Source organism: Burkholderia cenocepacia (assembly GCF_014211915.1).
GTDB classification, from domain to species: domain Bacteria; phylum Pseudomonadota; class Gammaproteobacteria; order Burkholderiales; family Burkholderiaceae; genus Burkholderia; species Burkholderia orbicola.
Genome location: NZ_CP060040.1, coordinates 2,472,541 through 2,495,921, shown reverse-complemented (window position 1 = coordinate 2,495,921; position 23,381 = coordinate 2,472,541). Strand labels below are relative to the sequence as shown.

General features: G+C 68.6%; 20 protein-coding genes. 6 read left to right on the top strand and 14 right to left on the bottom strand.

Annotation, left to right across the window (positions count from 1 at the left end):
* The first annotated feature begins 180 nt into the window (after positions 1-180).
* Together SY91_RS27545 and SY91_RS27540 are read left to right on the top strand one after the other, a co-directional pair.
* Positions 181-1,047 carry an ion transporter gene (locus SY91_RS27545; RefSeq protein ID WP_023477198.1) on the top strand — a complete coding sequence of 289 codons (867 nt, stop codon included), beginning with the start codon at positions 181-183 and terminating at the stop codon, positions 1,045-1,047.
* Between the two features lie 204 nt (positions 1,048-1,251).
* On the top strand, positions 1,252-1,740 hold the full coding sequence (locus SY91_RS27540; protein WP_023477197.1) for a GlcG/HbpS family heme-binding protein: 489 nt from the start codon (positions 1,252-1,254) through the stop codon (positions 1,738-1,740).
* A gap of 72 nt (positions 1,741-1,812) precedes the next feature.
* Here the strand turns inward: SY91_RS27540 and SY91_RS27535 are convergent, their stop codons facing one another.
* The 12 genes from SY91_RS27535 to SY91_RS27480 all read right to left on the bottom strand — a co-directional run bounded on the left by SY91_RS27535 (position 1,813) and on the right by SY91_RS27480 (position 11,061).
* Positions 1,813-2,484, bottom strand: a complete 672-nt coding sequence (locus tag SY91_RS27535; protein WP_023477195.1) for a MarC family protein — start codon at positions 2,482-2,484, stop codon at positions 1,813-1,815.
* Between the two features lie 150 nt (positions 2,485-2,634).
* Positions 2,635-3,087, bottom strand: coding sequence for an arsenic resistance N-acetyltransferase ArsN2 (gene arsN2, locus SY91_RS27530; protein ID WP_023477194.1), 453 nt, complete (start codon positions 3,085-3,087; stop codon positions 2,635-2,637).
* Between the two features lie 113 nt (positions 3,088-3,200).
* Entirely contained in the window at positions 3,201-3,923 is a 723-nt protein-coding gene (gene arsH / locus SY91_RS27525) for an arsenical resistance protein ArsH (protein WP_023477193.1), read from the bottom strand.
* Positions 3,920-5,017, bottom strand: a complete 1,098-nt coding sequence (gene arsB, locus SY91_RS27520; RefSeq protein WP_023477192.1) for an ACR3 family arsenite efflux transporter — start codon at positions 5,015-5,017, stop codon at positions 3,920-3,922. The genes arsH and arsB overlap by 4 nt, the downstream gene beginning before the upstream one ends.
* A 62-nt stretch (positions 5,018-5,079) precedes the next feature.
* Positions 5,080-5,574, bottom strand: a complete 495-nt coding sequence (locus tag SY91_RS27515) for an arsenate reductase ArsC (protein WP_043888202.1) — start codon at positions 5,572-5,574, stop codon at positions 5,080-5,082.
* Positions 5,575-5,596: 22 nt separating this feature from the next.
* Positions 5,597-5,944 (bottom strand): ArsR/SmtB family transcription factor, encoded by a 348-nt coding sequence (locus SY91_RS27510; protein ID WP_023477190.1) that lies wholly within the window; start codon positions 5,942-5,944, stop codon positions 5,597-5,599.
* Positions 5,945-6,046: 102 nt separating this feature from the next.
* Positions 6,047-7,048: a serine protease gene (locus tag SY91_RS27505; RefSeq protein ID WP_260632459.1), complete on the bottom strand. Its 1,002-nt coding sequence runs from the start codon at positions 7,046-7,048 to the stop codon at positions 6,047-6,049.
* A gap of 233 nt (positions 7,049-7,281) precedes the next feature.
* Positions 7,282-7,617 carry a hydroxyisourate hydrolase gene (gene uraH / locus SY91_RS27500; RefSeq protein WP_023478114.1) on the bottom strand — a complete coding sequence of 112 codons (336 nt, stop codon included), beginning with the start codon at positions 7,615-7,617 and terminating at the stop codon, positions 7,282-7,284.
* A gap of 31 nt (positions 7,618-7,648) precedes the next feature.
* On the bottom strand, positions 7,649-8,119 hold the full coding sequence (locus SY91_RS27495) for a hydroxyisourate hydrolase (RefSeq protein ID WP_023478113.1): 471 nt from the start codon (positions 8,117-8,119) through the stop codon (positions 7,649-7,651).
* 28 nt (positions 8,120-8,147) lie between these two features.
* On the bottom strand, positions 8,148-8,864 hold the full coding sequence (locus SY91_RS27490; protein ID WP_023478112.1) for an outer membrane protein: 717 nt from the start codon (positions 8,862-8,864) through the stop codon (positions 8,148-8,150).
* Positions 8,865-8,971: 107 nt separating this feature from the next.
* On the bottom strand, positions 8,972-9,616 hold the full coding sequence (locus SY91_RS27485) for a response regulator transcription factor (RefSeq protein ID WP_023478111.1): 645 nt from the start codon (positions 9,614-9,616) through the stop codon (positions 8,972-8,974).
* Positions 9,613-11,061, bottom strand: a complete 1,449-nt coding sequence (locus SY91_RS27480; protein ID WP_185921239.1) for a sensor histidine kinase — start codon at positions 11,059-11,061, stop codon at positions 9,613-9,615. Before SY91_RS27480 ends, SY91_RS27485 begins: the two co-directional genes overlap by 4 nt.
* Before the next feature lie 412 nt (positions 11,062-11,473).
* Here SY91_RS27480 and SY91_RS27475 point away from each other — a divergent pair, with 412 nt between their 5' ends.
* The 4 genes from SY91_RS27475 (at position 11,474) to SY91_RS27460 (ending at position 21,491) form a co-directional block, all read left to right on the top strand.
* A complete protein-coding gene (locus SY91_RS27475; RefSeq protein WP_023478174.1) occupies positions 11,474-12,268 on the top strand; it encodes a winged-helix domain-containing protein in 795 nt (264 codons plus the stop codon).
* A 96-nt stretch (positions 12,269-12,364) separates the two neighbouring features.
* Entirely contained in the window at positions 12,365-15,400 is a 3,036-nt protein-coding gene (locus SY91_RS27470) for an ATP-binding protein (protein WP_260632458.1), read from the top strand.
* 200 nt (positions 15,401-15,600) lie between these two features.
* A complete protein-coding gene (locus SY91_RS27465; protein WP_185921238.1) occupies positions 15,601-20,565 on the top strand; it encodes an ESPR-type extended signal peptide-containing protein in 4,965 nt (1,654 codons plus the stop codon).
* Between the two features lie 233 nt (positions 20,566-20,798).
* Complete coding sequence (locus SY91_RS27460; RefSeq protein ID WP_023477321.1) at positions 20,799-21,491, top strand: response regulator; 693 nt, start codon at positions 20,799-20,801, stop codon at positions 21,489-21,491.
* Positions 21,492-21,624: 133 nt separating this feature from the next.
* Here SY91_RS27460 and SY91_RS27455 read toward each other — a convergent pair whose 3' ends face one another.
* Together SY91_RS27455 and SY91_RS27450 are read right to left on the bottom strand one after the other, a co-directional pair.
* Positions 21,625-22,344, bottom strand: a complete 720-nt coding sequence (locus SY91_RS27455) for a response regulator transcription factor (RefSeq protein ID WP_043888301.1) — start codon at positions 22,342-22,344, stop codon at positions 21,625-21,627.
* 293 nt (positions 22,345-22,637) lie between these two features.
* Positions 22,638-23,351 (bottom strand): OmpA family protein, encoded by a 714-nt coding sequence (locus tag SY91_RS27450; RefSeq protein ID WP_077180427.1) that lies wholly within the window; start codon positions 23,349-23,351, stop codon positions 22,638-22,640.
* Positions 23,352-23,381: the final 30 nt, after the last annotated feature.

Sequence of the window (23,381 nt, the reverse complement as noted above, 5' to 3'; positions counted from 1 at the left end):
CGGACAGCGCACTGCCTCATGTGCTGCGCTGCGCGAAGGTGCTGACATGAAACCGCGCGGTTTCAACGCCGAGCCGGGAAACCCGCGCAGGTGGAGAGTCGTGCTGCCCGCGTGACGCGCAACGCCGGAATCAGACTCGTCCGATAGGCCCGGCGATACGCGGCTCGTACACTCGGGCGCATGATTTCGCTGATCCAGTCCTCCTTCGATACGGCGCGCGATGCCGTCACGCATGTCGCGCGCCGCCCTTCGTTCCTGCGCAAGCTCGACATCGCGGTGCTCGCGCTCATCGTCGCGAGCGTGCTCGTCGTGATGGCCGACAGCGTGCAGGCGCTGCACCAGCAATACGGCCACGCGCTCTACGCGGCCGAATGGGCGTTCACGCTGCTGTTTTCCGCCGAGTACCTGCTGCGCCTCTGCACCGCGAAGAAGCCGGTCGCGTATGCGCGCAGCTTCTTCGGCATCGTCGATCTCGTGTCGGTGCTGCCGACCTATCTCGCGTTCTTCTTCCCCGGCCTGCATGCGCTGATCGACGTGCGGCTGCTGCGTCTGCTGCGCGTGTTCCGCATCCTCGGGCTGTCGATCTATCTCGAGGAAGGGCAGATGCTGATCCGGGCGCTCACGCGCGCGCGGCGCAAGATCTTCGTGTTCATCGGCGGGATGTTCGTGCTCGTCGTGATTCTCGGCACCGTGATCTTTCTGGTCGAAGGGCCCGAGCACGGGATCACGAGCATTCCGGTGGGCGTCTACTGGGCGGCGGTGACGATGAGCACGACCGGCTACGGCGACCTGACGCCCGTCACGCCGCTCGGCCGGCTGATCACGTCGTGCGCGATCCTGCTCGGCTACGGGATCATCGCGTTTCCGACCGGGATCATGGGCGCGGAACTCGTTGCATCGGCGATGGAGCGCAACAGGGCGAACGCGCGGCCGGCCGACGGCGACGGGCCGTGCTGCCCGCATTGCGGCGGAGCGCTCCCCGTGCAACGTGCGGCGGATACTCATGCGCACGGCCGCGTGTCCGCCAAAGGCCGCGACGCGCGATAGCCGCGGCAAGAATAAGCCCTGTCCTATTCAGCTTCCCTTCCCGCTGGCCGACACTGAACTCATCGAGCGGACGACCGCGACCGATCGCCCCGGGCCGTAACGGCCTGCGCATCGGTCGCAAGCGCCGGCGGTTTTCAAGAAAGTTCGCATGAAACCGCCCGCCCAATGCCCCGCTCGCATCCGTCATTTCATCGAGGAGTTCACATGATCATTCGCGCTACCCTCGCGACGCTCGTCGCCGCCACGCTGACGACCGCCGCTTCCGCCCAGGTGCTTCACGAGAAAAACCTGCCGTTGAATCTCGCCGCCGACATCGCGCAGCAAACGATCCAGGCATGCTCGGCCAGCGGCTACGACGTGGCGGTCACGGTGGTCGACCGCAGCGGTATCGAACGCGCGGTGCTGCGCGGCGACAACGCGGGGCTGCATACCGTGGATGCGTCGAAGCGCAAGGCCTATACCGCGCTGTCGACGAAAACGCCGACCGCCACGCTGGCCACGAACCTGCAGAAGAACCCGGCCGCCGCGCAGATGGCGGCCATCGACGGCTTCCTGGTGCTCGGCGGCGGCGTGCCGATCAAGGCCGGCGATGAGGTGATCGGCGCCGTGGGTGTCGGCGGTGCGCCGGGCGGGCATCTCGACGAAGCATGTGCGCTGCAGGGGATTGCGCGAGTACAAGCGAAGCTGATGTAACGCAACCGGCCACTCCCTGACGGAGCGGCTTTTTTATCGGGCGCCGACACAAACCGTGAAAGCGCCCGCTTCTCACCCCGCCTGCCCGCCCAGCATCTGCACGAACGCGGCCAAGCCCGTCAGCATGATCTGCACGCCCACGCACAGCAGCAGGAACGCGGACACGCGCATCGCGACCTTCGTCCCTTCGCTGCCGAGATAGCGCGCGAGCGTCGTCGCGCGGCTGTAGATCTGCCAGATCGCGAACGCGACGAGCGCCGCGACCGCCACCGACACGACACCCGACACCAGGTAATCGCTCGCCGTATGCGCACGATTGGCATGCAGCGCGATGCCGGCCGCGATCGAGCCGGGGCCGATCGTCAGCGGCACCGTCAGCGGAAAGAACGCGCGCGACATCAGCTTCTGCAGATCGTCGCCATGCATGGCGACGTCGCCGCCGGCCGGGACGTCCGGCGCGTTCAGCATCGACCAGCCGGCCACCGCCACCGCGAAGCCGCCGCCGATCCGCAACGCCTCCATCGAGATCCCGAAGAAGTTCAGCACCGGCGCGCCGACGAAGAAGATCACGAGCAGCGTGAAGAACACGTTCGTCGCGAGCTGCTTCGACAGGATCGCGCGCTCGGCTTCGCTCAGCGATTGCGTGCGTTCGAGAAACACGAACGCCATGCCGAACGGGTTGATGATGCCGATCAGGCCCGTGAAGCCGAACAGGATTTCAGGGATCAGGCGGTCGAGCTGCATCGCGATCGTGCTCTCCGGTAACGAACGGGAATAAAAAAGCGGCCAGTCGAGAAGACCGGCCGCAAAGAGGAGATATCTCCATGATCCGGCACACGGGGGTATGCCGGGCCGCAGAAACTTGATTGTCGGGAATGTGAACCGGGAAGGGAATCAGTCGAGTCTGATTTTGTCGTCGCAGACCATCAGCATCGCGACGGCCGATCCCGGACAGACACCCTGAAACTGGCTGGACGCCAGCAACGGCTCCGGCACCGCTTCGCGGGCGATACGGACGAAACCCTGCCCGGCGAAGTAGTCTTCCGCCGTCGTGGTCAACAGCCCGACCGACTGGACGGCATGCGCGCGGCATTGCGCGAGCAAGCGCGTTACCAGCAGCCGCCCTACCCCGGCGCGACGCGCGTGTTCGACGACAGCGATCGAGCGAATGAGCGCATGGCGTCCGTGGAATTCGATGCCACCACACCCCACGATGCCGGATACCCCACCGGCAACGACAAAATGCGGCAGGTGCACGGCGACGCCGGCGGTCGGCAAACCGCTGGCACGAAGCAGCGCCTCGATCGAGGTCAGATCGGATTCGGTCGCTTGACGAAGAAGTGCCATGGTTCCACCCCGGTTTGCGGTGACATCAATCCCTGCGCCCAACACGCTCGCACAAGCCCGATGCGCCGCACCGGAACGTGCCCGATCGCCCCCGCGTTCATTCGATGGCGATGCTAGATACGCGCTTGATTGACGCGTTTCGAAAGTTCTTCCGCGCTTTCCTTCCGCTCGCTATACCGATCGACCAGATAGGGACCAACATCGCGCGTGAGCAGCGTAAACTTCACGAGTTCTTCCATCACGTCCACGACGCGATCGAAATACGCGGACGGCTTCATGCGCCCCGCCTCGTCGAATTCCATGAACGCCTTGGCCACCGACGACTGGTTGGGGATCGTCAGCATGCGCATCCAGCGCCCGAGCACGCGCATCTGGTTCACCGCGTTGAACGACTGCGAGCCGCCGCTCACCTGCATCACCGCGAGCGTCTTGCCCTGCGTCGGCCGGACGGCACCGACCGACAGCGGAATCCAGTCGATCTGCGCTTTCATGATTCCGGTCATCGCGCCGTGCCGTTCCGGCGAACACCACACCATCCCTTCCGACCACATCACGAGCTCGCGCAGCTCGACCACTTTCGGATGACTGTCGGGCGCGTTGTCGGGCAGCGGCAGGCCGCTCGGATTGAACACGCGCACTTCGGCGCCCATCGCCGCGAGCAATCGCGCGGCTTCCTCGATCAGCAGACGGCTGAACGAATGCTCGCGCAGCGAACCATACAGCAGCAGGAACCGCGGCGGATGCGTGGATGGCGCCGCAGGCCGCAGTTGCCCGACGTCCGGCACGCGAAACAGCGTGGCGTCGAGTTGCGGCAGGTCGTTCAGGGAGTCGGTCATGGGGCGGTTCTCTCGTGATCTCGAACCCGGCACTCGTACCAGCCCTCCGACCGGTTGACGATGCGCACGACCAGCAACATCACCGGCACCTCGATCAACACGCCGACGACGGTGGCCAGTGCTGCGCCGGAATGAAAGCCGAAAAGGCTGATCGCGGCCGCGACCGCCAGTTCGAAAAAATTGGATGCGCCGATCAGCGCCGACGGACACGCGATGTCGTGCCTTTCGCCGACCGCGCGATTGAACCAGTACGCAAGCGCCGAGTTGAAGAACACCTGGATCAGGATCGGCACCGCGAGCAGCGCGATCACCAGCGGCTGCCTCAGGATCGCTTCGCCCTGGAACGCGAACAGCAGCACGAGCGTGGCCAGCAGCGCGGCGATCGACCACGGGCCGATCCTGATCATCGCGGCATCGAACGCGGCCTGGCCGTTCGCGAGCAGCCGCTTGCGCAGAATCTGCGCGAGGATCACCGGAATGACGATGTAGAGCACCACCGACGTGACCAGCGTCGCCCACGGCACCGTGATGGCCGACATCCCCAGCAGCAGGCCGACCAGCGGTGCGAACGCGATCACCATGATGCTGTCGTTCAGCGCGACCTGCGACAGCGTGAACAGCGGATCGCCGCCCGTGAGCCGGCTCCACACGAACACCATCGCCGTGCACGGCGCGGCCGCCAGCAGGATCAGCCCGGCGATATAGCTGTCGAGCTGTTCCGCCGGCAGCAGCGGTGCAAACAGGTGGCGGATGAAGAGCCAGCCGAGAAACGCCATCGAGAACGGCTTGACGAGCCAGTTCACGACGAGCGTGACGCCGATGCCTTTCACATGCCGACGCACCTCGTGCAGCGCGCCGAAGTCGACCTTGACCAGCATCGGGATGATCATCACCCAGATCAGCAGCCCGACCGGCAGATTGACCCGCGCATACGCCATCCGGCCGATCGCCTGAAACAGGCCGGGCAGCGACTGGCCGAGGGCAATGCCCGCGACGATGCATAACGCGACCCAGACGGACAGATAGCGTTCGAAGAAGTTGATGGCGGGTTTCGCGACCGCCGTACCGGGCGGCGTGATGTTGGACGTATTCATCGGACGAGCGTCGGTCTTGTAGTCGTGGGCGGCTGCGCGTCTCGGCGCATCGCAGCGTGCGATCAGTGTTGCGCAATCTCGATCAGCGCGGCCCGGAGTGCATCGTCGCTCATGCGGTCGAGCGGCAGCGCCAGCAACTGCAGCATCCGGTAACCGATCGCTTGCCGTGTCAGTTCGAAGGCGAGACGCTTGCCTTCGTCGCCGCCCGTCGCGTTCGACGGATCGGCGTAGCCCCAATGCACGTTGACCGGGCTGCCGGGCCAGTACGGGCACGTCTCCGACGCCGCGCTGTCGCACACCGTGATGACGACGCGCATTTCCGGCGCACCGTCGCCGACGAATTCGTCCCAGCCTTTGCTGCGATAGCCGCCGACGTCGACGCCGGCATGCGTCAGCGCTTCCAGCGCGAACGGATTCAGCCGGCCGCTCGGCGCGCTGCCGGCGCTATAGGCCCGCACATCCTTGCCGAGCTTCGCGGCCCAGTGATTGAGCATGCCCTCGGCCAGGACGCTGCGCGCCGAGTTGTGGGTACAGAGGATCAGGACGTTCGTGGTCATCGGCGGGGCGCGCGAATGCGCGTCAAGATTGACGGGGGCTGTTGATCTTTCCGGAAGGCGAGCAGCCGGACACCGGCGAGCATGGATTGCCGCCGCAACAATTCTCCGTGAGATAGCCGAGCAGCCCGTTCATCGTGTCGAAGTTCGCGCAATAGAACACGAAGCGACCGTCCTGGCGGCTCGTCACGAGTTGCGCGTGCGCGAGTTCTTTCAGATGAAAGGACAGCGACGACGGCGGCACGTCGAGCAGCGTGGCGATCCGGCCGGCCGGCATACCTTGTGGCCCGGCCTGCACGAGCGCGCGGAAAACCGCGAGGCGGGATTCATGCGCGAGCGCCGCGAGGGCGGCAATGGTTTCATTCGTTTCCATATTTCGATAATAGTCGAAATATGGAAATCGGAAAAGCGACGCCGATACAGGGCGTCGCCGGTGCGGTCTGTCCGTCGATATACGCCGCGCGACGCTCGCCGGTCAGTGCCCGATCAACCGCGTGTGGCTCGGCAGTTCGACCGACAGATCGGTGCCGCCCGCGGCGGACCGCGACGTATCGCGCGTCGCGGCAAGCCATTGCGTGAACTCGGTGGCGGTCATGCCGACGGCCTGGGCCGAACTCGATACCGGCGTGGCCGGCGGCGTATCGGCCGCGCGGGCTGCCGGCTGCGCACGCGGCGTCGCACCACGCGCCGCGATCGCCGCATGTTGCGCGACAGACGCATTCGCCGCAGCCTGACGCGCCGCCTTGCCGCGCGACGCCCCGGCGGATTTCGCCGCCGGCCGCGCCGCTGGCGCCGCAACCGGCTTGGGCGCCGACGATGCACGATCGGCACGCGCCGGCGCAGCTTCCGCGACGACGGCATTCGACGCAACCGCCATCGCCACCGCCACCGGCTCACCCGCCGAGCCGCTCCCCGCGACGTGCAACGCACGCGCTTGCGCGGACGCGGTTTCCGCCACCACCGTCGCCGCAGCCTTCATCTGCGCATCCGTCGGCGCCGCCCGATCCGCCTGCACGATCGCGACTTCCGCGGCGTGGCCCGTCGCCCGCGCGACTTCCGTCGCCGCGACGGCCGCGGTCGGCGCGGCCGCGATCGCCGCCGAGTAAGCCGCGTCGTGCTCGGCCGCGTGCTGGCGCTCGTCGACCAGATGCGTCGCGAGGATGCACGTCGCGCCGAACAACGCGCACGCCATCAGCGTGAGCCGCCAGCGGCGGCGCAGCGGATGCGGGCGCACCCACGCGCGGTTGTCGGAACCGAAGTCGGCCGCGCGAACGGCCTTGGCGGGCCGTGCGGCCTTGGCGACGGTGCCGCCGTCCGTCGCGGGGGCCGGCACGCGAGGCGCGCCGTAGATATCGAACACGTGTTGCCGCGCCCGCCGGCTCGCCACGAACGGCCGGCGTCGCCGGCCGTACGGCGGCGGCACATCCGAGAACGGATGCGCGAGCGGAATCGCGTAATGCCCGGTGATGTCCTGCATGCTCATGATGTCGACGACGCATTGCGCGACATCCGCCGCGGCAATCCGTGCTCCCGTAGTTGAACGAATGGCTCCGAGTATCGCCGTCGCCCCGGTTCCGGTAAATCGGACTGCGTCACCTTCGGTCCGATACGGCGGTCAGCCTGGTCCTACCGTCGCGCCCGGGCACCCGAACGGACGGCGCACGCCCCGCGCGTACCGCGCATCGCCGCCTCGCACCGTCCGTCGAACGCTCAACTGCCCCGATACACCGACACGTACCACGGCGAACACGCCACCGGCACGTGATGGTGTCGCGCCGGATCGGTCACGGTGAAACGCACGGGCACGATGTCGGTCAGCGCATCCGCCACCTTGAAATACGCGCCGAGATGCAGCCGCAGTTCGAACTCGCCGCGGCGCGCGAGCTCGCCGTCCAGCATCGGCGCGTCGTTGCGCCCTTCCGCGTTGCTGACCGCACGCGCGACGAGCGCCGGCGGCTGCTCGCCCACGTCGAATAGCTCGATCCGCACGCCGGTGATCGGCCGGCCGGTGGCGACGTCCAGCAAATGCGTGCTGATGCCCGTCATGTCGTCCTCCCTTTGCGCAGGTGCGGCCGCATCACGTGCCGCGGTAATACGTGTAGTTCCAGCGGCCGAATTGCACCGCGACATGCAGCCGCTCGTCGTCGCGCGCGATCCGGAAGCGGACCGGCACGACCGTCAGGAACGGCGACTGCACGCCACGCGCACGGAAGTACTCGCCGACATGCAGCATCAGCGTGTACGTGTCCGCGCGATACGCGTCGCCGGCCAGCAACGGCGTGCCGGTGCCGCCGCGCGCATCGACGGTGGCATCGACCAGCGGCACGTCCTGCGCGCCGTCGACACGCGACAGCTCGACGCGCATCCCTTCGGCCGCGACGCCGTGCAGCAGGTCGACGATGCGCACCGTCAGGTCGGGCGATGCACCGCGCCGCACACCGGGCGCGACGCGCGGCACACGCGCGCCGTCAGCCCATGCGGGCACGGCGGCCAGCGCGGTCGTCGCCAGCACGAGCCTGCGTCGCCCCGTATCGATCACGTTCGTCATGCGATGCGTCTCCCGGCCGCGTCTTCCATCAGAACCGGCCGCGCAGGCCGATGAACACTTCGTTCGACGACAGCTTCGACTTCAACTGTTCGTCGCGCGCGTTGATGCGGTTCGCGAACGTGTTGAAGCCGGTCTCGACGTTGCCCATGTCGACATAGCGATACCCGAGGTCGATCGAGAAGCGCTTGTTGATCGCGTAGCTGACGCCCGCGCCGGCCGAGTACGCGAGGTTGGTCTGCGTCTTCGACGCGAAGCGGCGCGTATCGTTGGTCTGCCAGCCGTCGGCCGACACGATCGCGACACCAATGCCGAGCGTGCCGTACACGGAGAAGCCGCGGCCGAGATCGAAGTCCTTGTAGCCGTTCAGCATCAGGCGCTGCGCCGATACGTGGAATTCGTTCGCGTTCGCGTCGAACGGCGCCCAGTAGCTCGTGAAGTTGTTGGTGCGCTTGAACACGTATTCGCCTTCCGCGCGCCAGCCGTTGCCGAACTGGTAGCCGAGGCCGAGCGAGCCGGTGACGTTCGAGCCCGTCTCCGGGCCGCCGACGCGGCTCGCGACGCGCGGGCTCGTCAGCTCCATGTTCACCGCGTTGTCGAACGCGCCGATGACGCGGCCCGTCGCGTAGTAGCCGGCGTCGCCCGCGTCGGCGGTCCTCTTCGTCTCCGGTGCGGCGACGGTATCGGCAAAGGCGGCGCCCGAGAACAGCAGGGCGAGCGTGGACGGCAGGGCAAAGCGCTTGATCATGATGAATCGAATCCTTGACGATGAATGACTTGTCGGAGAAGCCGTCATCGTAGGAATCGCGCCGCGATCGTTGAACCCGTTCGGCTACGGGTGGCACCTCCGTAGCGCTACGGAGGCGAGCCGCCCGCGAGCGCCGCGTAATCGCGCACGAGCTCGACCAGCGACGCGGCCCGCAGCTTGTCGAACACATTTGCGCGATAGGTCTCGACGGTGCGCGGCGACAGCCCGAGTTCGCGGGCGATCTCCTTGTTGCTCCCGCCGCGCACGATCCCTTCCAGCACCTCGCGTTCTCGCGCGCTCAGCGTCGCGAGGCGGGCCGCGCGAGTCTGGTCGACGTCGTCCTGGCCGCGCTGCGCGGCCTGCCGGCGCAGCGCCTGCTGCACCGTGTCGATCAGTTCGTCGTCGTCGACCGGCTTGCGCAGGAAATCGAGCGCGCCGCGCTTGAACGCGCGCCGGCACGCGTCGACGTTGCCGTGGCCCGTCAGCACGATCACCGGCAGGTCGCGCCGCGCGCGTAGCTCGTCAAGCGCATCGAGGCCGCTCATCCCCGGCATCCGGATGTCGAGCAGCACGCAGCCGAGCGCCGCGTCGTCGGCATCGGCGAGAAAGGCCGACGCGTCCGCGTAGCAGCGCGTCGGCACGCCGACCGTGCGCAGCAGCAACGCGAGACCGTCACGCACGGCTTCGTCGTCGTCGACGATCGCGACGACCGACGCGGCGCGCGTTGTAGAGGGTTGAAGCGAATCGTTCATGCGGCCCCCCCGGCCAACGGCAGCAGCAACGCGGCTTCAACGCCGCCCGACGGCAGATTGCGCACCGTCAGCGTGCCGTCCTGGCGCTGCGCGAGCGTGTCGCACAGCGGCAGCCCGAGGCCGAGGCCGCGCGCCCGCGTCGTGAAAAACGGTTCGAACAGGCGCGGCAGCGCGTCTTCCGGCACGCCGGGGCCGTTGTCGGTCACGCTGAAACGGTAATGCCGGCCGACGCGCGCGCCGCTGATGCGGATCTCGCCGCGCGATGCGACCGTGCCGACGCCCGCGCCCGCCAGCGCGTCGCGCGCGTTCTGGATCAGGTTGTGCAGGATCTGCTCGACCGCGATCGGCTCCGCGAACGGCCGCTCGCGCGCCGCCGCGTTGTGCCAGCCGAGCGCGATGTGCTCGCGCGCGCACTCGTCGCGGTACAGGAACAGCAGCGTATTCATGATCGCGTCGGGATCGAGCGCGCGACGCTCGCCGCCATGCGCGGTGGTCACCGCGTCGCGCATGCGCTCCAGGATCGCCGCCGCGCGCTTCGCCTGCGCGACGCTCGTCTGCAGCGCGCGGCGCACGCTGTCGCGCTCGGCCGGTTGGTCGAGCAGGCGTTCGGCCGCCCGCGTGTGGCTGACGATCGCGGTCAGCGGCTGGTTCAGCTCGTGCGCGAGGCCGGCCGCCATTTCGCCGAAGGTGTCGAGCCGGCCGAAGCGATCGAGGCGCGCCCGCGCATCCTCGCGCCGCCGCGCCTCGCGCAGCCGCCACGCGCCGAGCGTGCCCGCCGCGAGCAGCGCCGCCACAGCGTTCCACAGCGCGATCGGCAGCCACGGCAGGTCGGCGGCCGTCAGCGTGCGCGTGGTGCGCAGCACGAACGCCTGCGGCTGCGCGGGCAGGTGTTTCTCGAGATGCATCGTCCACAACGGTGTCGCGTCGCCGCTCACGCGCTGCAGCAACTCGACGCGGCGGTCGCGCAATTCGAGCGCCGCCGACGAAATCGCCGTCGACCAATCGCCTGGCTGCAGCATCTGCCGAGGATCGACGCGCACGGCCCAGCCGGTTCCCGCGACGAGCCAGTACGCGGCCGGGCCGTCGAACGCAAGCGTGAACGGCTTGCCGGGCCGTTGCCGCGGCAGCGTGTCGGGAACCGGCCCGCCGTCGGTCTGCCAGCCGGTACCGGGCCGCCAGTACGCGAGCCCGTCGAGCTGCGGCATCCGTTCGCGCAGGTTATCGAGCATGTGCGCGGGTGGCGCCGCGAGCGACGACGCGCCGAGCGTCGCGAGGATCGCCTCGTGTTGCGCGGCCTTCTGCGCAAGCAGGCGGATCGTGATGCTCGAGTCCTGGAAGAAGCGGCCGTACGCGTCGGACACGGCGCGCGAGACGACGAACGCGGTGCCTGCAAGGCTCAGCGCGAGCCACGCGGCCAGCGCGGCGATTCGGAAAGACGGTTTCATGTTCGATGGCAAGCGGGAAAGCGGGCCGGCGCACGGCACGAAACGATTGCCGCACCCGGCGCCGGGGACCGTCATTGTCGACAAATCGACACGGCCCGTGGTCCGAATCCGGTTATGCCGGATGTCAGCCCAGTCCCAAACCGCGGCGGCATCGATTGCACCGCCTGCAGTTTCAGACTGGGCTGATTTTCTTCAGACTCCGAACCGACCAGAATCGGCTTGCTTGTTCTCCGTTGCCTCCTGGAGTACAGGCTCCATAGTCGATACTTTTCCCGCCCTCCCGGCGGGACTTTTTTTGGACGGCGTCACGCCGCTAGCTGCCCGGAACCTGTCCGGCCATGATCCCGCCTCTTTTCGTCCGACCGCGTACGCACGCCGCACTCGCGCCGCACCGGCTTCGCCCGCCCGCATCGTGACCGACGCCCCATCCACCGCCATCGCGATCCTGACGATCGACCATCCGAGCCGCGGCACGTTCGACGACCGGCTGCGTCGCGCCGGTTACGGCTACGACCGCCTGCGCATCGACGACATCCTGCGCCGCGCCGGCTACCGGCCGTCGCGCTTCGAGTATCTGCCCGACCTGCTCGCGGCCTGCGACACGCGCGCGTTCGATCTGTTCGTCGTGCAATGCGAAACGGCCTGCCGGCGCACGACGGACGCGATCCAGGCGCTGCGCGCGCGGTTCGCCGGCACCGTCGCGATCGTGTCGATCAGCCAGCGCGACGCGGAACTCGCACGCTCCGCGTGTTTCATCGCCGGGGCGAACGAGCATCACCCGTACGCCGTGCCGCCGGACACGCTGATCGCGAGCATCGCGACATGGCTGCGCTGGTCGCATCACCGTGCGACCCATCATCGCCACTGGCGGATCGGCGCGTTCGAATTCGATACGGCCACGCGCAGCGTAACCGTGGCCGGCCGCGAGCACGTGCTGACCGAGAAGCATTTCCAGATCGCGACCGCGTTCTTCCTGAACATGGGCCGCGCGCTCGACCGTGCGCATGTGAGCCAGCTGGTGTGGGGCTCGCTCGTCGCGGCGTCCAGCCGGCGGCTCGACACGCACGTCGCGTATCTGCGCGATCGGCTCGAACTCGACGGGCGGCACGGCGTGAAGATGATGACGATGTACGGGTTCGGCTATCGGCTCGTCACGTGCGAGCCGGGCGCGGAGCCCGACGACGACGAAGCGGCGCCGCGACGATAGCCGGCCTGGCCCGGCGGCGCGCCGCGGCGCCGACCGGTTCGCCGGCACCCCGCAAACCTGACAGCCCCCATTGCGCGCTGATCGGACTCCATTATCATGGGGGCACCCTGGCCGACCGCCCCGCTCCCGATGGACCACCGCGCCGCACCCGATCCCGCCCGCTCCGCCGCCGCGCCCGCGTCCGCCGCGCCGACCCGCGTCGGCCGCCGCCAGCGCGCGCTGCTGTATGCCGGCGGCGCGGCCGTGACGGTCGCGATCCTGCTCGCGAGCGGCCTGATGCTGTATACGATGGCGCGCGAGGCGATCCAGGCGCGCTATACGACCTTCGCGGTGCGCCAGTTCCTGGTCCAGATCGAATTCAAGATGCGCACGACGGGCATGGACACGCTCGTCACGCACGACGAAGCCGTGTGGAATTCGCGCGCGACCGATCCGGCGCGCGTCGCCGCGCTCGCGGCCGGCCGCGGCCGGCTGATCATCCAGGGCAGCCCGGCCTTCCCGCCGACGCTCGTGCTGGCCGACCTGTCGCCCGCGCACCCGGCCGACAGCTACGCGCACGATCTGGCGATGGCGAGCGACATGAGCTATCGCGTCGGCGCGTACGTCGCGAAGCACGACGCCGATCGCGCGATCGCCGGCTACGCCTATCGCCCCGACCGCAGCTTCGCGGTCGTGATTCCCGAACCGGTGCCGCCCGATCCGCTCACCGCGTCGCCCGCCACCGATGCGGCCACGCTCGTCGCCAAGGTCGCCGCTGGCGTCGGCACGCCGCCGCCCGGGCAATACGAATGGCATCCGCCCGTCTACGACCCCGTGCAGCGGCGCGACGTGTTCCGCATCGCCGGCGCCGTGTACGACGCGCAAACGCCGCGCGCCGTGTTCCTGTCGACGCTGCCGGTCGACGTGTTGCGCACGCGGCTGTCGACGGGCGACACGACCGACGCCGCGATCGTCGTCGACGCGCACGGCCGCACGCTGCTGCGCGCCGGCACCGCGGCCGACGACGATGCCACGCGCGCGGCCGTCGAGCGGCTCGGCGCGCATACGCGCGAAGCCGTCCGGCGCGGCGGGCCGCGCACCGCGTTCGGCGACGGGCTGTTCTCGCTGAGCCAGCCGATCGCCGAAACCGACTGGACGCTCGTGCAGGCGTTCACGCTGCGCTCGCTGCTCGCGACGATCGGTCTGCGCGCCGGCTGGTACATCGCGGTCATGCTGGCCGTGATCGCGCTCGTCTGGTGGCTGCTCGTGCGCTTCGACCGCCGCGTGCTGAAACCCGACGACGCGCGCACGCGGCGCGTGATCGACAGCGAGAACCTGAACCGGACGATCGTCGAAGCCGCGCCGTCCGGCATCGCGCTGCTGTCGCTGGCCGACGGCGCGGTGCTGCTGCAGAACGACACGATGCGCGACTACGATGCGCGCCGCGCGGGCGAACCATCGTTGCCGGCGCGGCTGCTCGAACGCTTCGACCGCTCGCCCACCGCCGCCGCGTGGCAACCCGATCTGCACGTGACGCTGCCCACCGCCGCCGGCGAGGCGGTCGACCTGCTCGTCAACCTCGTGCGCACGCGCTTTCGCGACAGGGACGTCGTGCTGTGCAACTTCTCCGACATCACGTCGCAGAAGAACATCGAGCGCCGGCTCGACGAAGCGGCGCGCGCCGCCGACGCCGCGAACGACGCGAAGTCCGCGTTCCTCGCGACGATGAGCCACGAGATCCGCACGCCGCTCAATGCGATCCTCGGCAACCTCGAACTGATCGGCCGCGAACCGCTCGCCGAGTCGCAGCTCGAGCGGCTGCATACGGTCGAGGGCGCGTCGTCGGTGCTGCTCGATCTGATCAACGACATTCTCGACCTGTCGAAGATCGAGGCCGGCCAGATGACGATCGAGGCGATCCCGTTCGATCTCGCGGAGACGATCCGGCAAACCGGCGCGATGTTCGAGCCGCTCGCGGCCGCGAAAGGGTTGCAGTTCGACGTGTTCGTCGACGACGCGCTCGCGTCGCGCTACGTCGGCGATCCGACGCGCATCCGGCAGATCGCCGCGAACCTCGTCGGCAACGCGATCAAGTTCACGAACCACGGGGAAATCACGCTCGAGGTCTACCTGCGCGACGATACGGATCCCGAATCGCCGGTCGCGATCGGCGTCAGCGACACGGGCATCGGCATGACCGACGCGCAGCGCGCGGCGCTGTTCCGCCCGTTCACGCAGGCCGACACGTCGATCACGCGCCGCTACGGCGGCACGGGCCTCGGGCTCGCGCTGACGAAGCAGCTCACGCAGATGATGCACGGCACGGTCGACGTGAAGAGCGAACCCGGCAAGGGCAGCACGTTCGTCGTCACGCTGCCGCTGCGCGCGGCCACCGATGCGCAGATCGCCGAGCACGATGCCGCGCAGGCCGGCGATGCGGCGCTGCCGAGCGTCGCCGCGCGCGTGCTGGTGGTCGACGATCACCCCGTGAACCGCACGCTGCTGCAAGGGCAACTCGTCACGCTCGGCTACGCGGCCGATGCGGCCGACGAAGGCGCGGCGGCGTTGCGGCGCTGCGCGGACACGCGCTACGACCTCGTGATGACCGATCTGAACATGCCGGGGATGGACGGCTATACGCTCGCGCACGTGCTGCGTGCGCAGTATCCGGGGCTGCCGATCGTCGCCGTCACCGCGCATGCGAGCGCGGCCGAGCATGCGCGCTGTGCGGAAGCGGGGATCGTCGCGGTGCTGGTCAAGCCGGTGCTGCTCGATACGATCGACCGCACCGTGCGGCGTTACGCGCAGACGGCCGCTGCGCAGGCGCCAGCCCGGCACACGCTCGTCGATCTCGCGCAAGGTCCGCTGCCGCCGGACGTGCATGCGCTGCTCGAAGCGAGTCGCGCGCAATCGGTCGCGGCGATGCACGACGCGGCATCGCGCAACGATATCGCCGCGCTGCGTCACGAACTGCATTCGCTGCGCGGCGCGTTCGCGACGATTCACGAACATGCGGTGGCCGACGCGATCGGCGAACTGCAGGCCATCGTGCACGGCGGCGACCTGACGTCGTTCGATGCGCGGCTCGCCGAAGCGGACGCGCTCGCGCGCGAAGCGCTGCAGCGGCGCGCGACGCAGGCGCCGGCTACCTGAATCCCGCACGGCCGGCCCTCGCGCGCCGGCCTCCTCCCTCCATCGCCTTTCGTTCCGCGGCGCAGGCCCGCGGCGCGTCGTCACGCGCGTAGGACTGGGCCTACACGGTCGCTATCTCGAATCAGCCAGGGACGACTGATTAGGACGAGGCCGATCCCTACCATCGGTTTGTGAACTGACAAACTGTAAGGAGTAGGGACATGAACAAGACTTATCGCAGCGTCTGGAATGCCGTGACCAACACGTGGACGGCCGCGGCCGAAACGGCGAAGTCGCATTCGAAGGGCTCGGCGCGCGCGGCACGGCAAGCGGTGATCGCGATCGCGCTGGGCGGCGCGGCGATCGGTGGCGCGGCCGCGGCGGAAACGTGCACGACGGAAGACGGATCGAGCGGGACGGTCGATGCGGCGGGGGTGTGCAAGGCGGCCAATGACGGCGCGATCGGGACGATGGGCCTGATCGGCACGATGGCGGCGGACGACACGACGTATGTGAAGGTCAATAGCACCAACGCCGGCGCAACGGCATCGGGCGCCAATGCGGTCGCCATCGGTCAGACCGTGGTCGGTGCCGGTGGTAGTTCGGTTGCCGTGGGCTCGGCCACGACTGCGAGTGGCGTACATTCGATTGCAATCGGCGCGAGCGCCAAGAACAACGACATCAGCGACCGGCAGATTGCGATCGGCAGTGCCGCGCAAACCGCCGGGCGGTACACGACCGCAATCGGATATCAAGCGTCGGCAACGGTCGAAGATGCGCTGGCATTCGGACGCGCGTCTTCCGCAACGAACACCGGCGCGGTGGCGATCGGGGCGAGCGCGACATCGGGCGGTACGGGCTCGACCGCGATCGGTCAGTCGGCGGCTGTCGTCAGCGGGGCAACTAATGCCATGGCGCTTGGTGTGAACGCTCGAGCGGCAAATTCGAACTCGACCGCCATCGGTGCCGACTCTTCTGCCGCAGGGGGCTATTCTGTCGCGCTCGGCCGACTGGCCACCGCGAACAACTCGAGTTCGATCTCGATCGGCAGCAATTCCACGGCGAGCGCCGACTACAGCGTTGCGCTCGGCGGCGCGACCACCAGCGGCCGGGGGGCACTCGTCACCGGCGCGCGCTCCGTTGCAATTGGCACACTCACCAGCGCCTCGGCGACGGACGCCGTCGCGCTGGGCTATGGCTCAGTGGCCGATCGCGCCAATTCCGTATCGGTTGGCGCCGGTGTAGCGAACGCCGACGGCCGCACGTTCACGCGCCAGATCGTCAACGTCGCCGCGGGCACGGAAGACAACGACGCCGTGAACGTCGGCCAGATGAATAAGGCGTTGTCGACGAAGGTCGACGATACGTACGTCAAGATCGACACGAGCAACAGCACGGACGCCGCGCAAGCCGGCACGGCCTCGCTCGCCATCGGCACGAAAACCAGCGCCTCGGGAACATACGCAACGGCCTTCGGCAACAGCGCACTGGCCAGTGGCAACAACAGCACGGCACTCGGCTTCCAGGCCAGCAGCGCAGGCGGCGCCGCCGTCGCGGTCGGCAATGGTGCGAACGCTAGCGGCTCGCATGGCGTTGCACTGGGTGTCAACGCAAAGGCGTCCCATACCGATTCGGTGGCGCTCGGCGCCGGCGCGACCACGGACCGCGACAACAGCGTATCGGTCGGCTCGTCGACGCTGCGTCGGCAGATCACCAACGTGGCTGACGGCACGCAGCCCACGGACGCCGTGAACCTCGGCCAGATGACGGCCGAGTTCACGAAGACGAACAACGCGATCGCCGCGACCAACGTCACGGTCTCGAGCCTGAGCACCGGCTTGTCGTCGACCAACAGCACCGTTGCGGGACTGAGCACCGGACTCTCGTCGACCAACAGCACCGTCGCGGGCCTGAGCACCGGCCTGTCGTCGACGGTCAGCACGGTCGCCGGCCATACCAAGCAGATCGGCGACCTCGACGACAAGTTGAGCAAGCTCGAAAGCGGGACCACCGGCCTCGTGCAGCAGGCCAACCCGGGCGATGACATCACCGTCGGCGCGAATACCGACGGCACCGCCGTAGACTTCAGCGCGACCGGCGGCACTGCACGCACGCTCAAGGGCGTCGCGGCAGGCGACGTGTCGGCAACGAGCACCGAAGCCGTCAACGGCTCGCAACTGCACGGCGTGTCCGACAGCGTCGCGAAGGCGATCGGCGGCGGCGCGACGGTGAACCCGGACGGCTCGATCTCCGCACCGTCCTTCACCGTCGGCGACGGCAGCGGCGGCACGAAGATCGTCAACTCGGTCGGCGACGCCGTCACCAATCTCGACGGCCGCGTCACAACCAACGAAGGCGACATCAAGAAGCTTGCCGACGACATCGGCAGCGGCACGCTCGGTCTCGTCCAGCAGGCGAAGCCCGGCGACGACATCACCGTCGGCGCGAACACCGACGGCAACGCCGTGGACTTCAGCAGCAAGACCGGCGCACGCACGCTCAAGGGTGTCGCGGCAGGCGACGTGTCGGCCACCAGCACCGAAGCCATCAACGGCTCGCAACTGCATGGCGTGTCCGACAGCGTCGCCACGGCGATCGGCGGCGGCGCGGCGGTGAACCCGGACGGCTCGATCTCCGCACCGTCCTTCACCGTCGGCGACGGCAGCGGCGGCACGAAGATCGTCAATTCGGTCGGCGACGTCGTCACCAACCTCGACGGCCGCACGACGACCAACGAAGGCGACATCAAGAAGCTGGCCGACGACATCGGCAGCGGCACGCTCGGCCTCGTCCAGCAGGCGAAACCCGGCGACGACATCACGGTCGGCGCGAACACCGACGGCAACGCCGTGGACTTCAGCAGCAAGACCGGCGCGCGCACGCTCAAGGGTGTCGCGGCAGGCGACGTGTCGGCCACCAGCACCGAAGCCGTCAACGGTTCGCAGCTGCATGGCGTGTCCGACAGCGTCGCCTCGGCGATCGGCGGCGGCGCGACGGTGAACCCGGACGGCTCGATCTCCGCCCCGTCCTTCACCGTCGGCGACGGCAGCGGCGGCACGAAGATCGTCAACTCGGTCGGCGACGTCGTCACCAACCTCGACGGCCGTGTCACGACCAACGAAGGCGACATCAAGAAGCTGGCCGACGATATCGGCAGCGGCACGCTCGGTCTCGTCCAGCAGGCGAAGCCCGGCGACGACATCACGGTCGGCGCGAACACCGACGGCAACGCCGTGGACTTCAGCAGCAAGACCGGCGCACGCACGCTCAAGGGCGTCGCGGCCGGCGACGTGTCGGCGACGAGCACCGAAGCCGTCAACGGTTCGCAGCTGCATGGCGTGTCCGACAGCGTCGCGTCGGCGATCGGCGGCGGCTCGACGGTGAACCCGGACGGCTCGATCTCCGCACCGTCCTTCACCGTCGGCGACGGCAGCGGCGGCACGAAGATCGTCAACTCCGTCGGCGACGTCGTCACCAACCTCGACGGCCGCGTCACGACCAACGAAGGCGACATCAAGAAGCTGGCCGACGATATCGGCAGCGGCACGCTCGGTCTCGTCCAGCAGGCGAAACCCGGCGACGACATCACGGTCGGCGCGAACACCGACGGCAACGCCGTGGACTTCAGCAGCAAGACCGGTGCACGCACGCTCAAGGGTGTCGCGGCCGGCGACGTGTCGGCGACGAGCACCGAAGCCGTCAACGGTTCGCAGCTGCATGGCGTGTCCGACAGCGTCGCTTCGGCGATCGGCGGCGGCGCGACGGTGAACCCGGACGGCTCGATCTCTGCGCCTGTCTTCACCGTCGGTGACGGCAGCGGCGGCACGAAGATCGTCAACTCGGTCGGCGACGTCGTCACCAACCTCGACGGCCGTGTCACGACCAACGAAGGCGGCCTCAAGAAGCTCTCCGAGCAGCTTGAAAGCGGCACGCTCGGCCTCGTCCAGCAGGACGCGATGACGGGCGGCATCACGGTCGGCGCGAATACGGGCGGCTCGGTGGTGAACTTCGCGGGCACCGGCGGCGCGCGCGTGCTGTCCGGCGTCGCGAACGGCGTGGACGACGACGACGTCGTGACGGTGTCGCAGCTCCGCGCCACCGGCCTGATCGACTACACGGGCAAGGAAGTCGGCGCGGTCACGTACGACTCTGGCCTGAACTTCGACACGGTGACGTTCGCCGGCACGTTCGGCACGAAGCTGCAGCGCGTCGCCGCGGGCGAAATCAGCGCGACGAGCATGGACGCAATCAACGGCAGCCAGCTGTTCGACCTGCAGGAGCAGTTCGCGAAGCAGTACGGCGAGCTGAGCGGCCAGTTCGGCGACCTGTCGAACCGCTTCGACGATCTGTCCGACCGTCTCGGCGAACTCGAGACGAATCCCGGCACGGGCGGCCCGGGCACGGGCGACGGCTCGACGGTGGTCGGCGAGGGCGCGGTGGCTTCGGGCGAGAACAGCTCGGCACTCGGCGAGAAGGCGCTCGCGTCGGGCGAGAACAGTTCCGCCGTTGGCCAGGGTGCGGTCGCATCGGGCAGCAACGGGTCGGCCATCGGCCAGGGCTCGACGGCATCGGGCAGCAACAGCTCGGCCGTCGGCCAGGGTGCGGTCGCGTCGGGCAACAACGGTTCGGCCGTCGGCCAGGGCGCGGTCGCGTCCGGCGAAAACGGCACGGCGCTGGGCCAGGGCGCGGTTGCATCCGGCAAGGACAGCACGGCGCTGGGCCAGGGCGCGTCGGCCACCGGCAGCGGCTCGGTCGCGATCGGTCAGGGTTCGGTCGCGACGGAAGCCAATACCGTGTCGTTCGGTGACGGCACGGCAGAAGGCAACCGCCGGCTCGTCAACATCGCGGACGGCATCAACGCGTCCGACGCGGCGACGAAGGGCCAGCTCGACCGCGCGATGGAATCGGTCGACCAGCGCTTCAACGACACGAACCGCGCGATCAACGACGTCGCGAAGAACGCGTACGCCGGTATCGCGGCGGCGATGGCGATGCCGAACATGACGCCGTCGCAGCCGGGCAAGACCGTCGTCGCGGTCGGCGCCGCGAACTTCAAGAGCGGCTCGGCGATCGCCGCCGGCGCCACCTACCGGTCGCGCAGCGGCAACTGGCTCGTGAACGGCGCGACGTCGATCACGTCGGTCGGCGACGTGGGCGTGCGTGCCCAGGTCGGCTATGAGTTCTGACCCGATCGCTCCGCCTCGCGCGGAGCATCGACCCGACGCGGGGGAGTCCTCCCCCGCCGTTCGGCCGACGGCCGGTGCCGATTCCGCCAGGAGTCGCCACCGGCCGTCGGCGCGTCCGCCTCACGCGCGGCTTTTCATCGCGCGCCCCGCGGTGGCCCGCATACGCCGATTTCCTTCTTTCAACCGAGCGAGACACGCGCGCCGCCGGGTGCGGCGCGACGCGTGAAACCAACATGAACAGAACCTTCCCCATTCGCATCGTGATCGCCGACGACCATCCGGCCGTCGTCATCGGCGCCCGCTACGAACTGTCGGCCACGAACACCGTCGCGGTGGTCGCGACCGCGCACAACTCGACGGAGCTGATGGACGCGCTGTCGACCCATCCGTGCGACGTGCTGGTGTCCGACTACGCGATGCCCGGCACCGAATACGGCGACGGCCTCGCGATGTTCACGACCCTGCTCAAGCGCTTTCCGGGGCTGAAGATCGTCGTGATGACGATGATGGAGAACGCGGTGGCGCTGCGCGCGCTGATCGACATCGGCATCGCGTGCATCGTCAGCAAGTCGGACATGCCCAATCACCTGACGATGGCGATCCACGCGGCCTATACGAACGGACGCTACCTGTCGCCGTCGATGGACCGGATCCTGCGCAACACCGGCAGCGTCGGCGGCAAGGCGCCCGCGCTGTCGGTGCGCGAGGTGGAGGTGATTCGCCTCTTCGCATCGGGGCTGTCGGTCAACGAGATCGCGGAGAAGCTCAATCGCAGCAAGAAGACGATCAGCACGCAGAAAAGCTCGGCGATGCAGAAGCTCGGCATCGAGCGCGACGTCGACCTGGTGCGCTATGCGATCGCCTGCGGGCTCGTGACCGACTACGGCTATGCGCCGCCGGTGCGCGGCGACGAAGCCAGCGCGTAACGCCGCTGCCGCGATCTGAAACGGAAAGCCCCGGCAACCTGACGGTGCCGGGGCATCGGTGCGTCGGTACGAACAGGCGCGCTCACCTTCCGTCATGGCCGCCATCCCGCGCGGCCGGCCTCGTCGCGCGCCGTCAGGCCGGATCGACGCCGCCTTCCTCTTTCGCGTCGCCGCCCCGCCCTTCGCTGGCCGATGCGGCGACGATCCCGTGCTCGATCGCGTAACGCAACAAATCGATGTCCTTGTCGATCCCGAGCTTTTCCATCGCGCGCGCCTTCTGCGTGCTGATCGTCTTCTTGCTGCGGCTGAGTTTGTCCGCGATCTCGTTGACCGTGAGGCCCGACGCATAGAGCCGCACGACTTCGAGCTCGCGGTCGCTCAGATCGCGCTTCTGGTCGGCGGCCCGCGCGCTCGAATGCGACGTGAGCGTCCGCACGACCTTCTCCACCGACGGCGAGTAATAGGTGCCGCCCGTCGCGGCCGCATGAATCGCGGGAATCAGGTGATCGATCGTGTCGGACTTGCTGACGATGCACTCGATGCCGAGCCGGGTCAGCGCGCCGATCACGGCCGGGTTGTCGAGCATGGTCAGCACGACCAGCTTCACGGCCGGGTGATTGCGCTGGAGATAGGAGAACAGCGTGATGCCGTCGCCGTGCGCGCTGCCCGGCATCGCATAGTCGGACACCACGACGTCGCACACGCCGGCCTCGACGAGCCGGATCAACTCGGTCGAATTGACGGCCTTGCCGGTCAACTGGATCGTCGGCACCGACGACAGGCCGTGCTCGACACCGACCAGCATCGCCGGGTGGTCGTCGGCCAGTACCACGCGTATCAGATAGCTTCCCATAGTCGTCCAGATTTGCGCGGCAATCGTCGCGGCCGGCGCCGCCCGGCGGGCGGCGACGGCGCGCATCGCGGCGTCGTGGATCGTAATTGGGCGCTATCTTCGCACGAAAACGGGCGCATCAGCCATCGCCCGGCCGGCGGCGGCGGGCGCGCCGCGCACCGCCATGAAAAAAACCGCCGGCTCGTGACGAGCGGGCGGTTCCAGGTACAGGGCGGGCGGGTGGGAGCGTCCTTCCGTCGGCTCAGCGCCGACCGGGTCCCCGCGCGTACCGGTGGCGCGTCATCCGTTGCGCGTTACTTCGCATCGATCCGGATCTCGACGCGGCGATTCTGCGCACGGCCTTCCGCGGTCGCGTTGGACGCGACCGGATCGGCGGCGCCGAGGCCTTCGGAGACGAACGACTGCGCCTTCAGGCCGTTGCCGCGCAGGTAGTTCATCACGTTGCGGGCCCGCGAAGCCGACAGCGCGAGATTGTGCGTGTCGCTGCCCGTCGAATCGGTGAAGCCGGTGATCGCCACGCGGCGGAATTCGACGCCGCTGTTGATCTGCACGAAGCGGTCGAGCTGGCTGCGCGCTTCCGGCGTCAACGCCGCGCTGTCGAACGCGAAGTTCGCGTCGCCCTGCAGCAGCACCTGGCGCTGCTGGACCGGCTGCGGCGCCGGTTGCGGCTGCGGCGCCGGCGGCGCGGCCTGCACGACCGGCTGCGGCTTGCCGCACATGAACGTGATCTCGCGCGGGTCCTTCATCGGCGCGCGGCTGTACACGCGGTCGATCATCTCGAGCGGCGTGAAGCCCTTGCCCTGGCAGAATTCCTCCGCCGCGCGGGCGCAGGCGTTCGCACTGCCGAGCAGCCCGTCGCAGCTCACGCGGAATACGGTGTCCGGCTTGCCGGGAATCGACACCGCACGGATGTCGTAGGTGACGCCCGATTGCGTCGTACACGCACCGAGCGCCATCGCGATCGCGCCGATCGATGCGGCGCGCAACAACAAGGTTTTCATGGTCATGGTGAAACGTCCGCCGTGAAGCGGACGCCT

Coding starts and splice junctions, on each gene's coding strand:
- SY91_RS27490 (WP_023478112.1), bottom strand. CDS start 8,864: ATGATCAAGCGCTTTGCCCTGCCGTCCACGCTCGCCCTGCTGTTCTCG.
- SY91_RS27540 (WP_023477197.1), top strand. CDS start 1,252: ATGATCATTCGCGCTACCCTCGCGACGCTCGTCGCCGCCACGCTGACG.
- arsH (WP_023477193.1), bottom strand. CDS start 3,923: ATGACCGACTCCCTGAACGACCTGCCGCAACTCGACGCCACGCTGTTT.
- SY91_RS27505 (WP_260632459.1), bottom strand. CDS start 7,048: ATGCAGGACATCACCGGGCATTACGCGATTCCGCTCGCGCATCCGTTC.
- SY91_RS27545 (WP_023477198.1), top strand. CDS start 181: ATGATTTCGCTGATCCAGTCCTCCTTCGATACGGCGCGCGATGCCGTC.
- SY91_RS27455 (WP_043888301.1), bottom strand. CDS start 22,344: ATGGGAAGCTATCTGATACGCGTGGTACTGGCCGACGACCACCCGGCG.
- SY91_RS27535 (WP_023477195.1), bottom strand. CDS start 2,484: ATGCAGCTCGACCGCCTGATCCCTGAAATCCTGTTCGGCTTCACGGGC.
- arsN2 (WP_023477194.1), bottom strand. CDS start 3,087: ATGGCACTTCTTCGTCAAGCGACCGAATCCGATCTGACCTCGATCGAG.
- SY91_RS27450 (WP_077180427.1), bottom strand. CDS start 23,351: ATGACCATGAAAACCTTGTTGTTGCGCGCCGCATCGATCGGCGCGATC.
- SY91_RS27480 (WP_185921239.1), bottom strand. CDS start 11,061: ATGAAACCGTCTTTCCGAATCGCCGCGCTGGCCGCGTGGCTCGCGCTG.
- SY91_RS27510 (WP_023477190.1), bottom strand. CDS start 5,944: ATGGAAACGAATGAAACCATTGCCGCCCTCGCGGCGCTCGCGCATGAA.
- SY91_RS27495 (WP_023478113.1), bottom strand. CDS start 8,119: ATGACGAACGTGATCGATACGGGGCGACGCAGGCTCGTGCTGGCGACG.
- SY91_RS27470 (WP_260632458.1), top strand. CDS start 12,365: ATGGGGGCACCCTGGCCGACCGCCCCGCTCCCGATGGACCACCGCGCC.
- SY91_RS27515 (WP_043888202.1), bottom strand. CDS start 5,574: ATGACCACGAACGTCCTGATCCTCTGTACCCACAACTCGGCGCGCAGC.
- arsB (WP_023477192.1), bottom strand. CDS start 5,017: ATGAATACGTCCAACATCACGCCGCCCGGTACGGCGGTCGCGAAACCC.
- SY91_RS27460 (WP_023477321.1), top strand. CDS start 20,799: ATGAACAGAACCTTCCCCATTCGCATCGTGATCGCCGACGACCATCCG.
- SY91_RS27485 (WP_023478111.1), bottom strand. CDS start 9,616: ATGAACGATTCGCTTCAACCCTCTACAACGCGCGCCGCGTCGGTCGTC.
- uraH (WP_023478114.1), bottom strand. CDS start 7,617: ATGACGGGCATCAGCACGCATTTGCTGGACGTCGCCACCGGCCGGCCG.
- SY91_RS27465 (WP_185921238.1), top strand. CDS start 15,601: ATGAACAAGACTTATCGCAGCGTCTGGAATGCCGTGACCAACACGTGG.